We start from the raw sequence: 13832 nt of genomic DNA, 5'->3' as shown, positions 1-13832 counted from the left end.
AGTGCCTGCGATGCTGACCGCCATCCTGTGTCTGCTCGGACTGATCGCCGGCGCTGCGCACGGCGGGATCGAAAGCGTTCTCGGCGGCGCGGTCGGCCTTGCCGCCGGCCTGTGGATAAGCGCCCGCAGCGCACAGCGGGAACGCGACCTGACGCAGAAACTGCGCGAGCTCGATGACAAGTCACGCTGGCTGTACGACACGCTGACAGCTCTGCAGCGCGAGCGCAGCGCTGCGCCGCCGGTCGAGGCCGCATCGCCGGACAGCGAGGCCACAGTCGCGCACGTCGTCGATCCTGCGGCTGCGCCGATCGTTTCGCCGACGCCGCCGGCCGTCAGCGCGCAGGCCGCCCCGCTCGATGCACTGCATGCACCCGGGGTGCGCGTCGCTGCAGTCGCCGGGAGCACAGACCCGGCCGCGCCCGAATCGCGCAGCGCCTCCGCCAGCCCATCGTGGTCGGCCCTCTGGGCTCGCCTGATGGGCGGCAATCCGCTGGCGCGCATCGGCGTCGTCGTGCTGTTCTTCGGCGTCGCGTCGGCGCTGCGGCTGGCCGCGCAGGCCGGCCTGCTGCCGCCGGAGCTGCGACTAGCCGGCGCGCTGGCGGTCGGGCTGGTCATGATCGTCGCCGGCTGGCGCATGACCGGCGACGGGCCGCGCCGCATGTTCGCACTGGCGGTGCAGGGCGGCGGCTTTGCGCTGCTCTATCTGTCGGTCTATTTCGCGCTGGAGCGCTATGGCTTCATCGGTCCGGCGCCGGCCTTCGGACTGTTCGCCGCGCTGGGTGCCGCCTGCGCGCTGATGGCCGCGCGCCAGTCGGCGCAAAGTCTGGCGCTGCTCGGCCTGTCCGGTGCCTTCGTGGCACCGGTGCTCGCCACCACCGGACAGGGCGACCACATCGTGCTGCTGTCCTACATCCTGCTGCTCGACATTTTCATCATCGCGCTGTCCTGGCGCCACGCGTGGCGCGCACTGATACTCGCCGGCTTCCTGTTCACCTTCGTGGTCGGTACGGGCTGGGGGCTGCGCAGCTACACGCCGGACGACTATCTCGCGGTGCAGGGCTTCCTGATCGCGTTCTTCCTGCTGTTCAGCGCCACCCGGGTTGCGCTGACGGTGGCACGTGTGCCGCGCGAAGCAGACAGGGCATCGGGCTGGAACGCCGGCAGCCTGCTGTTCGGCCCGCCGCTGGCGGCCGGCGTGCTGCAGAGCGCGCTGATGCAGCCGTTCGAGTATGGCGACGCACTCAGTGCGGTTGCCGCCGGCCTGTACTACCTCGGGCTGGCCTGGCTGCTGCGGGCGCGCGCGCCGGATGCGTCACTGGCCTTCCGTGCGCACGCCGGCATCGGCGCGGCGCTGCTGACGCTGGCCGTGCCGCTGGCGCTCGACCTGCAGATGACCGCTGCGGTCTATGCCATCGAGGGAGCGGCCGCACTGTGGTACGGCTGCGTGCGCGGATCCAGGCTTACGCTGTGGGCCGGCGCGGCACTGCAGGGGCTGGCCGGCCTGTGGCTGGTCGCCGCGCTGCCTGAGCTGACGCTGGCCTGGCCGCTGGTCAATGGCCGCACGCTGGGCTGCCTGCTGATGGCCGGTGCGGCACTCGCATCGGTGCGGGTGCTGCGCGTCACGGCGGCAACCGGTGACGGACTGCCGCAGGCACTGACCGTCTGGCTGGCCGGCTGGTGGCTGTTCGGCGGCCTGGCCGACATCGACGATTTCGCGCCGTCGGCGCTGCAGCCGGCGCTGGCGCTGCTGTTTGCGATGGCCAGCGCCGCTTTCGCCGAACAGCAGGGACGCCGCCGCAATTTCGTCACCGCGCGCGCCCTCGCCGCACTGTCGCTGCCGGTGCTCTGGGCGGGCAGCCTGGTCGCCTGGGACATGCAGCACCACCTGCTGTTCGGCGCGATGGCGCTCGCGCTGCCACTCGCCTGGGCCACCCATCTGTGGATCCTGCGCCGGCAGGACGAAGACAAGACCAGCCTGTTCAGTGGTTCCCGCCATGTCGCGACGGCCTGGACGCTGCTGCTGTCGGTTGGCGTCGAAGCGGGCGGTTGGCTGGATAAGTGGCTGCCCGGACAGGACCTGTGGCGCTGGCTCGCCTGGATCGTGGTCTGGCTGGTGGCCGGCATCGTGCTGCAGCGCGCCCTGGCCGACGATCGCGACGAATGGCCGTGGAGCGCGCAGCGCGACCGCTACGAAGGCTACGTGCTGCGACCGGTCGCCGCGCTGCTCCTGTTGTCGGTCGCGGCACTGCAACTGGCGCACGATGGCGGTTCTGCATTGCGCTACCTGCCGCTCGCCTCGGCCCTTGATGTGGTCAGCATCGCCGCGCTGCTGTGGCTGGCACGCGGTCAGTCACAGCGCCTGCTTGTGCTGCCGCTCCAGCTGCCACTGACCGGCGCCGTCGGTCTGCTGTGGGTGTCGGCGATGGCGGCGCGCAGCGTGCATCATCTGGCCGGGGTGGCCTGGTCGGCCGATGCGATGTTCCAATCCACGCTGCTGCAGGCCGCGCTGTCGCTGACGTGGACGCTGACCGCGCTCGGACTGATGATCCACGCCACCCGCAGCGGTGCGCGTACCCTGTGGTTCGCCGGTTTCGCGCTGCTCGCCGCGGTCGGTGCAAAATTGCTGATGGTCGATCTGGCCAGCGCGGGCACCGTCGAATGGACCGCCTCCCTGCTCGGGATCGGCGCACTCATCCTGATTGCCAGTTACGTCGCGCCGGTGCCGCCTGCCACCGATCCCGAAGGAGCCACACCTTGAATACACGATTGACCGCCGCACTCACCCTTGCCCTGTGCGCTTTCGGCAGCGCACACGCCGCCGACATCAAGCCCGGCCTGTGGGAATTCAAGTCGAAGCTGGCGATGCCGGGCATGCCCGACATGTCGGCGCAGATGGAAATGATGCAGCAGCAGATGAAGAACCTGCCGCCGGAGGCGCGCGCCATGATGGAGAAGCAGATGGCCGCCCAGGGCGTCGCGATGGGCAGCGGCGGCGCGCTGCAGGTGTGCATCACGCCGGAAGATGCCAAGGGCGCGAACGTCTACACCGGCAAGACCGACGGCGACTGCCGCTACACGAACGTCACCAACAGCGCGACCCGGGTCAAGGGCACCATCACCTGCACGAAACCGAAGGCCAGTGGCGATTTCGAAGCCATCATCGACAGCCCGACCCATTTCACGTCGAAGGTGAACATGCAGTCGGCCGAAGGTTCGATGACTGCCGACACCGACGCGCGCTGGCTTGCCGCCGACTGCGGCAAGATCAAGCCGACGGCGCGTTGAACCCCGGCCGGCGCCGTATCGGCGGCTTCGGCCAGACGCGCCTTGTCTGCGGGGCGCCATCGGGGAACCGGCGTGCGCTGATGGCCTCGAAGCTGACGCAGACCCTTGAATTCACGTATCGTCCGCGCTTCGACTTCCGGTGCCGGCGCTGACCGCATCGACTTGTGTACCTTCCCCCTCCGCATGCTGCCGGCGCGCGGCCAGACCTGAAGATGGCTTTACACCGCCGACGACATCCTTCCACGCTCGGCTTCGACGCGTTCGACATGGCCTGGGAGACGACCCCGCCGGGCGTCGTCTACCTGACCCTGCGCGTGCGCCGCAGCGTGCTGTTCGCGCTGGCGGTGGCGGTGTGCCTTCATCTGGCGCTGCTCGGCTGGATCCTGCACAAGGACAGCATGCCCGAGCTGCCGCTGACCGGTACGCCGAGCGAAACCATCAGCGCCCGCCTGGTCCAGCCGGAAGCCCCGCGTCCGCGCGCCGAACCGCAACCGCCCGCGGTGCAACCGGCGCCCGTTCCGCCGCCGCCAACCCGTCAGGTCGAGCGACCCAAGCGCGACCGCAAGCCCGTGCCGGTCAAACCGCAACCTGAAGTGCTGCGTGCGCCGGTGCCCGACCCGGCCCCTGCCCCGCCGCCGCCGCCGACCCGGCCGAAGCTCGACGACGAACCGACCGACATGGCGTCGTACGTCAATCGGCAGCGCGAACGACGGCAGGCGGCCGAAGCTTCGGAAGGCCGCGAAACCGCTGCCGGCATCGCGCGCGAGCGGGTGCCCAGCGCGGACGAGATCGCCATGGCGAACATCAAGCGCAACCTGCAGTCGGGCACCAGCGGCGTATTCCAGATCACCCGCAAGGGCGTGCGCACGGCGTCTTTCGTGTTCCGCGGCTGGACCACCGACGCGGTCAACGCACGCCGTGAATACATCGAGGTCGATGCCGGTGTCGGCGGCGACATCGAGCGTGCACTGGTCAAGCGCATGATCGAACTGATCCGCCGCTACTACCAGGGCAACTTCAACTGGGAGTCGCGCGTGCTCGGCCGTACCGTCGTACTGTCGGCGGCACCCGAAAACAATGCCCAGCTGGAGGATTTCCTGATCCGCGAGTTCTTCCGCAGCGGCTACAGCTATCCGCCCTGACGCGCGGTGGGCGCGTCAGGGCGCCCGATCATGGCGGGCACGCTGGGTTCGCTGTCGCACGGAACAGGACCGACGGGACGCCTATGTTGAGTGGGCCGGCTGCGCCAGACCGGCCAGCCGGCCCACCCAACCCGAGGTACATCCCATGAAAATATCGAACATGCTCCTTGCAGGCGCTGCCGCATTCGCGCTGTCGGGCTACGCGCTGGCCCAGTCCACCCCGACCGACCCGGCCAGGGCGGCGGGCTCCAGCGGCACGGTCAGCAGTCCGCTGATCGCCGATCCGGCGACAACCCGGACACCGGCATCCCCCACGCACCCTGCGATCGAAAGCGCGCAAAAGCCGCTCACCACCGCCCCGGACGCGGTCCGGGGCAGCACGGCACAGCCGGGTTCCGCCGCGCAGGAACGGATGAACAACACCAGCGCCGACGAACGGCTGCGCATGAACTCATCGAACGGCGCTTCGACCGACTCGGCGGCAGAAGTCCGCAGGCTGTCGGACGAAGGCGCGACCGGAGCGGGCGGCAGCACAGCCCGCCCGCGTGCCGCACGTGCAGACCGCAACTGAAAGCGCCTGACACGCGGCGCGCACCTGCCGCCCGGGGGGCGGCACGGAGACAGTTTCAGAGCCGCCTCCGGGACTGCGCCGCCCGATTTGTCGCACTCGTCGCACTAGCCATACCGCCGGGACTGCCCGGGCTGGCGGGTGCAGCCGGACCGGGCACCGACCCGGCACTCGCGACGGCATCACCCGAAGTGCGCCGCACCGTCGTCCGGATCATCGCGTCGCAGGACAGCGCCGGTGCGCCCTTCCACGTCATCGACAAGAAGCAGGCACGCCTGTTCGCGTTCGACGCGGACGGACGCCTGCTCGGCACGACTGCGGTGCTGTTGGGCGCAGCCGTCGGCGACCACTCCGTGCCCGGCATCGGCAACCGGCCGCTGAGCCAGATAAGACCGGAGGAACGCACCACGCCCGCCGGGCGCTTCGTTTCGGAACAGGGGACGAATCTGAAGGGCGAGGATGTGACCTGGGTGGATTACGACAATGCGGTGTCGATGCACCGCGTCCGCACCGGCAAGCCCGCCGAACGGCGTCTGGCACGCCTGGCCACGCCGACACCTGCGGACAACCGCATTTCGTATGGCTGCATCAATGTGCCGGCGGCCTTCTATGACCGCCACATCCGGCCCGGTCCGCAATCGCTGAAGCCGGCCGTGGTCTACGTGCTGCCCGAAACCGGCTCTGCGACAAATGCATTCTCGCCCGGCAACTGACAGCGCCGCACGGCTCTCCCGGAGATTTGTGCGCTGGCAGACGGTCAGCCCGGCGGCAACGCGCTACGGTCAGTGTCGGCGTGCCGGCGCAATGCCTGCACGTATCGTCAATCCGACTTCACCTGCACCCGGGCTCCCCACATGAACAGCATTGTCTATATCGTCGGCGCCGTCGTCATCGTTCTCGCCGTCCTGTCCTTCTTCGGCTTCCGCTGACCCGCCCGGACGCCTGAAACACTCAGGCGCCCGGCGTGCACGCCTGCGCGAGAAAGAAGCGCAGCATTTCGCGCGTGGCATCCGGGCCGCCGGCATCGGTATAGGAGCCGGCTGCCTGTCCGCCTGACCACGCGTGGCCCGCGCCATGCACCACCCAGTGCTCGGCGAGCGCTGCCCCGTCGTGATCGTCATGCACGATGCGCGTGTAGTGACGCCCCTTTTCCGACACGCCCTGCTGCGTGTGCGTGCGGCGCTTTTCCGGCTGCCCTGCAACGCGGCCGAGCGCGGCAGCAATCACCTGTTCGCCGTTGCGCGGATGCACGGTGTGGTCCCGATCGCCGTGAAACACGATGGTCGGAACCGCGCGTACTGCCGGCTGAGCCGCGCCGCGCCGCTTCTTGATCCCACCCGTCAGTGGTGAGGTGTCCGGCGTACCCCCCGACATCACCGCGAACGCCTCGGCAACGCTGCCCGCCGCGCCGCACGGCAAGCCGGAATGCACGCCCGCAGCCGCGAAAATGTCCGGATAGGCGTTGGCAACGATGTCGGCCATCGCCCCCCCTGCCGACAATCCGGCAACGAACACGCGCCGGGCGTCGATGCCATGCGCCTGTATCACCGACAGCGTCAGCGCAGCCAGGGCCGCAGGCTCGCCGCTGCCGCGCTTCTGGTGGGCGTGCTCGAACCAGTTCCAGCAGCCCTGCGGATTGGCCGCCTGCGACTGCGCCGGGTAGAGCACGACGAATCCCAGCTCGTCGGCGAGTGCGTTCATGCCGGTACCCGCGGCGAAATCGTCAGGGTTCTGCGTGCAGCCGTGCAGCATCACCACCAGCGGCAGCGCCTCGCCGGTGCGTCCGGCCGGCTGGTACAGCTTGTACTGGCGCGTCACACCGCCATGCATGAAGCGTTCGTCGGTGAAACGGCCCGCCTGCGGAGCCGGCACATCCTGCTGCAGCGTCGGCTGATCGGTGCCGATCAGGCCGGATGGCATCTCCTTCACCTCGAAAGCTTCGCCCTCAAAGGTCTGCGCAGGCATGCCGGCCGCCGCGGCCATCCCTTCGAGCGCGCGCTGGATGGCTTCGGTGGCTTCGTTCAGCCGCCCGGCTTGAGTCAGCCGGGTGGCGTCGCGCATGAAAAGCTGGAACTGGGTGTTCATGGGAACCTCATTCATGGAAGCGGTTGTCGTCGGGGCTCAGGACGCGCGATCGGCCAGCGCGGCTTTCACCGCGGGGCTCGCATGCAGCGCACCCAAAACATCGATCGAGGCGATGGCGGCGCGTGCCAGTTCGGGTGTGACGTCTTCGGCCAGCGTAACCAGCCCAAGCACGCGTATCTGCAGCGTTTCGCCGACGTCGCACACGGCCTGCAGGTCGGCCGCACTGAAATGCTGCAGGCCCAGCACGAACATGCGGCGCGTCACGACATGCTTCACTGCGTCGGCGTGGCTGGCCAGGTGATTGCGGATGGCGGTACGGATGAAGTCGCTGCGGTTGCCGTAGAACCCCTCGGCGACCAGCAGATCGATCTGGCCAAGGTCGACAAAACCCAGATTGATGGTGATCTTCTCGGAGTCGACAGGCTTCACCTTGACGGCGGATAGCGAACGGGCTGTATTCATGAGAACCATCCTAACACCATCCATGTGGATGGCCTACAGATGTTTTCTCTTCGTCGGCGTTGTCTTCGCTACGCCGCGCCGGGCCAGCGCCGCGCAGCCGGCGGCGAGGCGGTCCGCTTCGTCAATACTGCCGGCATCCACCAGCGGCAGCAGCGCCGCCAGCGGATTGAGCAGCGCCAGCAGCGCGGCGCCCGCCATCTTCATGCCGATCGGTGCCTTCTCCAGCGACACGTGCGGGTCGGCCAGACTGCCCTGCACCCGCGGCGGCGAGCGCAGGGTCAGCGGACTGAAATCCTTCGGCAAGGCTATCGCGGTCAGGTCCAGCGTCTCGGCTGCAAGCGACAGCGAACCGCTGACCGACACGGTCGAATCCTCCGTGTCGAGCACCATGACCTGCGGGCGCAGCACGCCTGCCTCGGCCTGAATGTCCGCCACCGCGCAGTCCAGCGGCAGCGTGCTGTCGCCGCTGACCAGCAGGCCAAGCGCTTCGGCCAGATCCAGCCCGGCCGCTTCCACCACCAGATGCGACATGCGACCATCGCGCAATTGCACCTGCACCCGGCCTTTCAGGCTGGCGAGGATGTCCGCCGTCGACCGCCCCTGACCAGTCACCGTGGCGCGCCCGCCGAGACGGCCGGCAACATAGGGCGGTGCGTCGGTGCGCGCCTGGCGCAGCCACTTTTCGAGCCGGACGTCGCCCCAGCGCATATCCGCCGACCACAGCGCGAGGTCGCCCCGGCCATCGAGTCCGATATCACCCTTGAGCCAGCCCTCGGCGGTGCGTGCCTCGAGTTCGCTGATCGACAGCACGCCGGCAGCCAGCCCGAGCTGCGCGCGCAGTGGCTGCAGGGCGCCCAGCAGCGGTGTGCCCAGATCGACTTCGGCGATGTCGATGGCGATGTCGGCATCCATGGCGCGCAGCGCGGCCAGATCGAAGGCGCCACCGGGCAGCACCTTGCCTTCGCGCGGGGCAGGCCTGACACCGCCGAGCGCCGGGCCGAGATCGGCCAGCAGCAGGCGCGCACCGCCCAGCCGGCCGCTCAGCAACGGCCGGTCGGCGCCCGCGCGATACAGGAAGTCGCCCTTCAGCCGGCTCGACCCCACCGTGGCGTCATCGATGCCGACCCGCCACTCGCCGCCGGACTTGGTCAGTGTGCCGGTGGCACGAAACGGCGGCGTACCCGGCAACGTGACGCCGATCGGGTCGCCGATCGCCGCCAGCGACGGCCCGGCAAGCTTGAATCGGCCGGTCAGCCCGGCGAAATCCTGTACGCCTCGGCCACTGCCGGTGAAGTCCAGTATGGCGCGGCCGATCGAACCGCTGACCGTCAAGGCGACTGCGGTGGTTTGCGCTTCGGACGCACTCTCCGGTCGGGTACCTCTGGCGCGCAGCGTGACCTGTACCGGCTGGTCACGGTAGGCGCCGGTCAGATCGACCTTCAGGACGCTGTCCGCCTGCTCGCCAGCGACCGAAACGCGCGCTTCGAGCGTGACGTCGTGCCGCAGGTCGCTGTAGCGCAGCAGACCATCATTGATCCGGACCTCGCCGAAGCGTGGCCATTCGGTGGTTTCATCTGGTGAACTGGCGGCGGCGAACTGCCACGACGCGCGCCCGTCAGCCAGTCGCTCGAGGTGAGCGTCGAGCGCGCCCGCCTGCAGGCTTTCGATGCGCAGCGGCTGCCCGCGCCAGGCACGCCACAGATCGATGTAACGCAGCCGCAGGGCGACGTCACGGCCGTCCAGCAGATGCGGCGCGGTGCTCCAGGACGTGCTCGCGATGTCGAGCCGCGCGCTGTGCAGGCGCACGCCGCCGATGAAGCGCATGGCGAAGGTGCCCGGCGCGTCGTCGATGAACCGCACGCGCCGCTCCAGCTGTCCGGACAGCAGGTTCTGCAACGGCGACTCAAGGAAGGGCCAGCCACGCCACTCGCCGATTGCGATACCGGTCAGCAGCAGGAGCAGCACGGTGACGGCGACGACACGCGGCCGACGCCAGGGACTGCTTGATGAATCAGACATGAAGGGTACGGGTCAGGAAGCCCACGATGCGGCCGGCGCAGGCGCCTACCGCATCGCTGAGGTCATGACCGGCGTCCACCGGCAGCAGTTCCGCCCGGCCACCGCTGGCGGCCTGAAGCCTCAGCGCATCGGCATAGGGCACGACCTCGTCGTGCACGCCATGCACCAGCAGTACCGGACAGGTCAGGGCCGGCAGGGTCGTGACCGGTGCGATGTCGTCGAGACGGGCGCCGATGACGTGCTGCACATAGCGCGTGAGCGCCCAGCCGAGCGGCATCCACGGTACGCGCCGGCCGGTCAGCATGCGGCGCATCAGCGCAGTCGGGTGGGCGAATGCGGACAGGCTGACGACGGCTGCGACATCGCGCCGCCGGGCGGCGCACAGCAGCGCGGCTGCAGCACCGACCGAATGGCCGAGCACCGCGAGCCGCGTGGCGTCGACCTCGGGTCGCTGATGCAGCCAGTCGAGGCCGCTGGCAATGTCTTCCGCAAAGCGCGGCATCGACATGAAGTCCTCTTCGTCGCTGGCGCCGTGGCAGCGTGCATCGATCAGCAGCACGGCCATGCCGGCCGCGTGCAGCGGCAGCATGGCGGGCAGCATCATGGCGGCATTGACGCCCCAGCCGTGGATCACCAGCACCGCAGCCGATGGCAGGGCGGCGCGGGTGGCCGTCGGCACCCACCAGGCGAACAGGGTTTTACCGCCAGTGGCCGGGATGCGCAACGGACAGGCCGTCAGGCCGAAGTCTCCCGGCGTCTGGTGGTGCGGGCGTCGCGGTGCGGCAAACCCGCGCAGCAGCCGCGACCGCGCGGCGCTGCTCAACGCCCACCGTGCGGCGACAAGGGCGGCGGCACCGCGCTTCATGACCGAGTGGGTCGATGAATGCCTGACTGTTGAATGATGGGCCGCGCTGGCGGCGTGCCTGATCTGCGAATCGCCCGGCCGCATCAATCCGGCTTGAGGCTCAGCTCGTCGCGCACCGCCCGCACGCCGTCGACCGCGCTGGCAAGTTCGAGCGCGCGATCGGCCTGATGCCGGTGATCGACCACGCCGATCAGGTTGGTACGGCCGGTCAGCGTGATGACGTCGATGTCGAAGCGGCTGACACCGGCGTCCTGCAGCAGCGCAATCCTGACCTGCCTCGTCACTTCCGCGTCCTTGCGCAGGGTCGACCGGACGCTGGTCACCAGCGGGTCCTCGATGGCTTCTGCAGACACCCGCGGCGGCGCGGCCGGAAGGCCCGGGGGGGCCGCGTCGCCTCGCCCGCCGCAACCGGCGGTCGAGGCGACACCCAGACCGGCAAGCGCGGCGGCAAGCATCACGACTCCGGACTGCCAGTGGGAAGATGCGTGCATTTCAGCCATACCGCGCAGGTCAGCCAATCGTGACGCTCGGACTGTGTGCCGATCAGGCTGGAGACTCTGTGCGCTGGCGAACCCATTCCAGCACGCGTGTACGTGCCGCCCGCATTGCGGGGCGTCGGCGGAACAGCCAGCGATGGGCACATAATCTGCAAGAAACCGGACAGGAGCCCGCGATGCTGAACAGAACCACTCCGGAAGGGACGGAACCGGACAGTCCCGAAGAGGCGACCGTGCCTTTCAACGGCCTGATCCGCTACGAGCGGCAGATGCCGATCCACCAGATCTCCTACTACCTGTGCGGCGACATCGGCGAGCCGCAGCACTACACCGAACTTTTCTACACACTGCGCACGGCAAGCGAGACCGACCTGATCTATCTGCATCTGAACTCGCCCGGTGGGGAATTCGATACAGGACTGCAGATCATCAACAACATCCTCGCCTCCGAAGCACACGTGATCACCGTGCTGGAAGCGCGCGCCTACTCGATGGCGGCGCTCATCTTCCTGAGTGGCGACGAACTGGTCATCCATGACAACTGCCAGCTCATGTTCCACATCTATTCCGGCAGCTTTGCGGGACGTGGCAACGAACAGCAGGCTGAAGTGATCGCCGTCGGAAAGTGGTTCGAAAAGGCGATGGGCCGCATCTGCACACCTTTCCTGTCTGACGGAGAGATCGGGAAGATCCTGAAGGGCAGCGACCTGTGGATGGATTCGGACGAAATCCAGCGTCGCCTGATGCGTCTGCAGCGCGCGCGGGCAAAATCCGGTGCGCCGCGGAAGAAACCCGGAACCACGCCGGGCGGCGCAGCCTGAGAAGCCCCGGGCTCCCGGGCGACGACATGGGCCCGACCATCCGGCAGCATCGACCCGATCACCGCAAATACGGCCGAGGCCCGCGCGCCACGGGAGAAAGGTCAGCGCCCTGCCGGATCGGGACCGAAAACGTGTTCCGGGACCGGCTGCAGCATCGCGCCATCGTCGCCCAGCCAGATCTGGCCTTCGTTCACGATGCACTGCAGGTTCAGCGCGCGCTGCGCCAGACCGGCCAGTGCCTGCGTATCGGCCGTGGTCAGGCGCAGCACGGTGAGATTGTTCAGGCGCGCCAGCGTGGACTTCGACTGTTCCCACCATTGCACCGCGGTGCGGCCGTAGATCACGACGACCACCTTCCCGGCGCGCGAGGCGGCGCGACGCACCAGCTTTTCGTCCGGCAGACCGACGTCGAGCCACAGCCGGATGGCTCCGGTCAGGTCGGCTTCGTACAGATCCGCCTCGTCTTCGGCGCTCAGGCCGCGCCCGAAGCGAAGATCTTCTGACGCGTACAGCGCGAAGGCCAGCACGCGCACCATCAGGCGCTCATCGTTCTCCGACGGATGGCGGGCGACGGTCAGCGCATGCTCGGCGTAGTAGCCGCGGTCCATGTCCGACACGTTCAGATTGATCTTGTAGATGGTGGATTTCAGAGCCATGGCCGACAATGCTGTCCCGTGAGTGTTCCGGCGCGTCGAATGCGCGCCGGAGCCGTGAAACAAGACCCGACAGGATACCGACTTGAAGAAGACCGATCTGTACAAGAATGACCGCCTGAAAGTGGTGGCGCAGATGAAGCATGCCGCCGGACAGCGCACCACACTGGGCGAGGCGCCCGCACCGGACCGCAAGGAGCAGCGCAAGCTCGATCAGGCGCGCGGCCTGGTGCCCTTTGCGGTGAAGATCGATTCGGCCCTGGCGGCGCGCCTGCGCGATCTGGCAACCGAGCGGCAGATGTCGCTGAACGACCTGACCGACGAACTGCTGCGCAAGGCGCTGGATTAGGTTCCGGTGAGCGGCGGGATATCGATCTGGGTCGACGCCGACGCCTGCCCGGCGCCGGTGAAGGACATCCTGTTCCGCGCCGCCACGCGCACCGGCCTGCGACTGACGCTGGTCGCCAACCGGCTGCTGCGCGTGCCGGGGTCGCCGCTGATCCGCGCCGTGCAGGTGGCGCACGGTTTCGACGCCGCTGATCGCCACATCGAAGAGGCGGTGGTCGCCGGTGACCTGGTGATCACATCCGACATTCCGCTGGCGGCGGCCGTGCTGGCGCGCGGCGCGCACGCACTGGAGCCGCGTGGCGAGTGGTTCTCGCCCGGCACCATCCACGAGCGGCTGCAGATGCGCGCATTGATGAACGACCTGCGCGACAGCGGCGTCATGAGCGGCGGGCCGTCGGCGTTCTCGGTCGGCGACGGCCGCGCCTTCGCCGCGGCGCTGGACCGCTTTCTGGCGCAGGCGCGCTGACCGGCGGGCGGACCGCGCCCCGGCTTACCCGAGCCGGTACAGCGCGAAGCTGCCGAGGAAGTTGTGTTCTTCGGTCACCGGCTTGCCGGCGTCGTCGAGCACCAGCCGTTCACGCACCGCAATGCCCAGCTTGTCACACAGCGCCTCGAAATCGGCGACGGTGAAGAAGCGCACGTTCGGCGTGTCGTACCACTGGAAAGGCAGCCGGTCGGACACCGGCATGTGGCCGTCCATGATCGCCACGCGGTGCTTCCAGTAGGCGAAGTTCGGAAAGCTCACCACCGCCTCGCGGCCGACGCGCAGCATTTCGCGCAGCAGCTTTTCGGTGCGGTGCAGCGTCTGCAGCGCATTCGAAATGATGACCAGGTCGAAGCTCTGGTCTTCGAAGTCATACAGCCCTTCTTCCAGATCGATCTGCAGCACGTTGATGCCGTTCTTCATGCCGGCGATCACGCGCTCGACGTCGATCTCGACGCCATAGCCGCTCGCGCCGCGCTTGTCCTTCAGATAGCGCAGCAATTCGCCGTCGCCGCAGCCCAGGTCGAGCACGCGCGCGCCCTCGGAGACCCAGGAGGCGATGACGTCGTGGTCGATGCGGATGTCCAGTGTGCTCATGTCGTC

Annotated in this window: 15 protein-coding genes; 8 read left to right on the top strand and 7 right to left on the bottom strand. The window is 68.5% G+C overall.

Annotated features, from left to right (window positions below; genetic code table 11):
* Positions 1–10: 10 nt before the first annotated feature.
* The 5 genes from NMQ14_RS04810 (at position 11) to NMQ14_RS04790 (ending at position 5708) form a co-directional block, all read left to right on the top strand.
* The gene (locus NMQ14_RS04810; RefSeq protein WP_257093999.1) at positions 11–2758 is read left to right on the top strand and encodes a DUF2339 domain-containing protein; all 2748 of its coding nucleotides are present in this window, start codon (positions 11–13) and stop codon (positions 2756–2758) included.
* Positions 2755–3285 carry a DUF3617 domain-containing protein gene (locus NMQ14_RS04805; protein WP_257093997.1) on the top strand — a complete coding sequence of 177 codons (531 nt, stop codon included), beginning with the start codon at positions 2755–2757 and terminating at the stop codon, positions 3283–3285. Before NMQ14_RS04810 ends, NMQ14_RS04805 begins: the two co-directional genes overlap by 4 nt.
* Positions 3286–3497: 212 nt before the next feature.
* Positions 3498–4427, top strand: a complete 930-nt coding sequence (locus tag NMQ14_RS04800; RefSeq protein ID WP_257093994.1) for a hypothetical protein — start codon at positions 3498–3500, stop codon at positions 4425–4427.
* A gap of 145 nt (positions 4428–4572) precedes the next feature.
* Positions 4573–4998: a hypothetical protein gene (locus tag NMQ14_RS04795; protein WP_257093992.1), complete on the top strand. Its 426-nt coding sequence runs from the start codon at positions 4573–4575 to the stop codon at positions 4996–4998.
* A gap of 188 nt (positions 4999–5186) precedes the next feature.
* Positions 5187–5708 carry a hypothetical protein gene (locus NMQ14_RS04790; RefSeq protein ID WP_257093990.1) on the top strand — a complete coding sequence of 174 codons (522 nt, stop codon included), beginning with the start codon at positions 5187–5189 and terminating at the stop codon, positions 5706–5708.
* A 238-nt stretch (positions 5709–5946) separates the two neighbouring features.
* Here the strand turns inward: NMQ14_RS04790 and NMQ14_RS04785 are convergent, their stop codons facing one another.
* The 5 genes from NMQ14_RS04785 to NMQ14_RS04765 all read right to left on the bottom strand — a co-directional run bounded on the left by NMQ14_RS04785 (position 5947) and on the right by NMQ14_RS04765 (position 10917).
* A complete protein-coding gene (locus NMQ14_RS04785; RefSeq protein ID WP_257093988.1) occupies positions 5947–7080 on the bottom strand; it encodes a PHB depolymerase family esterase in 1134 nt (377 codons plus the stop codon).
* Between the two features lie 36 nt (positions 7081–7116).
* Positions 7117–7542 carry a CopG family transcriptional regulator gene (locus tag NMQ14_RS04780; protein WP_257093987.1) on the bottom strand — a complete coding sequence of 142 codons (426 nt, stop codon included), beginning with the start codon at positions 7540–7542 and terminating at the stop codon, positions 7117–7119.
* A 33-nt stretch (positions 7543–7575) separates the two neighbouring features.
* Positions 7576–9561, bottom strand: coding sequence for an AsmA family protein (locus NMQ14_RS04775; protein ID WP_257093985.1), 1986 nt, complete (start codon positions 9559–9561; stop codon positions 7576–7578).
* Positions 9554–10426, bottom strand: coding sequence for an alpha/beta hydrolase (locus tag NMQ14_RS04770; RefSeq protein WP_257093983.1), 873 nt, complete (start codon positions 10424–10426; stop codon positions 9554–9556). Before NMQ14_RS04770 ends, NMQ14_RS04775 begins: the two co-directional genes overlap by 8 nt.
* Before the next feature lie 83 nt (positions 10427–10509).
* Entirely contained in the window at positions 10510–10917 is a 408-nt protein-coding gene (locus NMQ14_RS04765) for a BON domain-containing protein (RefSeq protein WP_257093981.1), read from the bottom strand.
* Positions 10918–11099: 182 nt separating this feature from the next.
* Here NMQ14_RS04765 and NMQ14_RS04760 point away from each other — a divergent pair, with 182 nt between their 5' ends.
* Entirely contained in the window at positions 11100–11744 is a 645-nt protein-coding gene (locus tag NMQ14_RS04760; protein WP_257093979.1) for an ATP-dependent Clp protease proteolytic subunit, read from the top strand.
* A gap of 101 nt (positions 11745–11845) precedes the next feature.
* Here NMQ14_RS04760 and NMQ14_RS04755 read toward each other — a convergent pair whose 3' ends face one another.
* Entirely contained in the window at positions 11846–12400 is a 555-nt protein-coding gene (locus NMQ14_RS04755) for a YaeQ family protein (RefSeq protein WP_257093977.1), read from the bottom strand.
* A gap of 82 nt (positions 12401–12482) precedes the next feature.
* On the opposite strand from NMQ14_RS04755, the gene NMQ14_RS04750 reads away from it, so the two are divergent.
* Positions 12483–12746 (top strand): hypothetical protein, encoded by a 264-nt coding sequence (locus NMQ14_RS04750; RefSeq protein ID WP_069038786.1) that lies wholly within the window; start codon positions 12483–12485, stop codon positions 12744–12746.
* 6 nt (positions 12747–12752) lie between these two features.
* Positions 12753–13211 (top strand): YaiI/YqxD family protein, encoded by a 459-nt coding sequence (locus NMQ14_RS04745; protein ID WP_257093973.1) that lies wholly within the window; start codon positions 12753–12755, stop codon positions 13209–13211.
* A gap of 24 nt (positions 13212–13235) precedes the next feature.
* On the opposite strand, the gene metW is transcribed toward NMQ14_RS04745, so the two are convergent.
* The gene (gene metW / locus NMQ14_RS04740; RefSeq protein ID WP_257094491.1) at positions 13236–13817 is read right to left on the bottom strand and encodes a methionine biosynthesis protein MetW; all 582 of its coding nucleotides are present in this window, start codon (positions 13815–13817) and stop codon (positions 13236–13238) included.
* Between the last annotated feature and the right edge of the window lie 15 nt (positions 13818–13832).

Source organism: Methyloversatilis sp. XJ19-13, from assembly GCF_024580155.1.
Taxonomy (GTDB): Bacteria; Pseudomonadota; Gammaproteobacteria; order Burkholderiales; family Rhodocyclaceae; genus Methyloversatilis.
The sequence above is the reverse complement of the archived record's forward strand: the minus strand, read 5'-3'. Positions and strand labels throughout refer to the sequence as shown.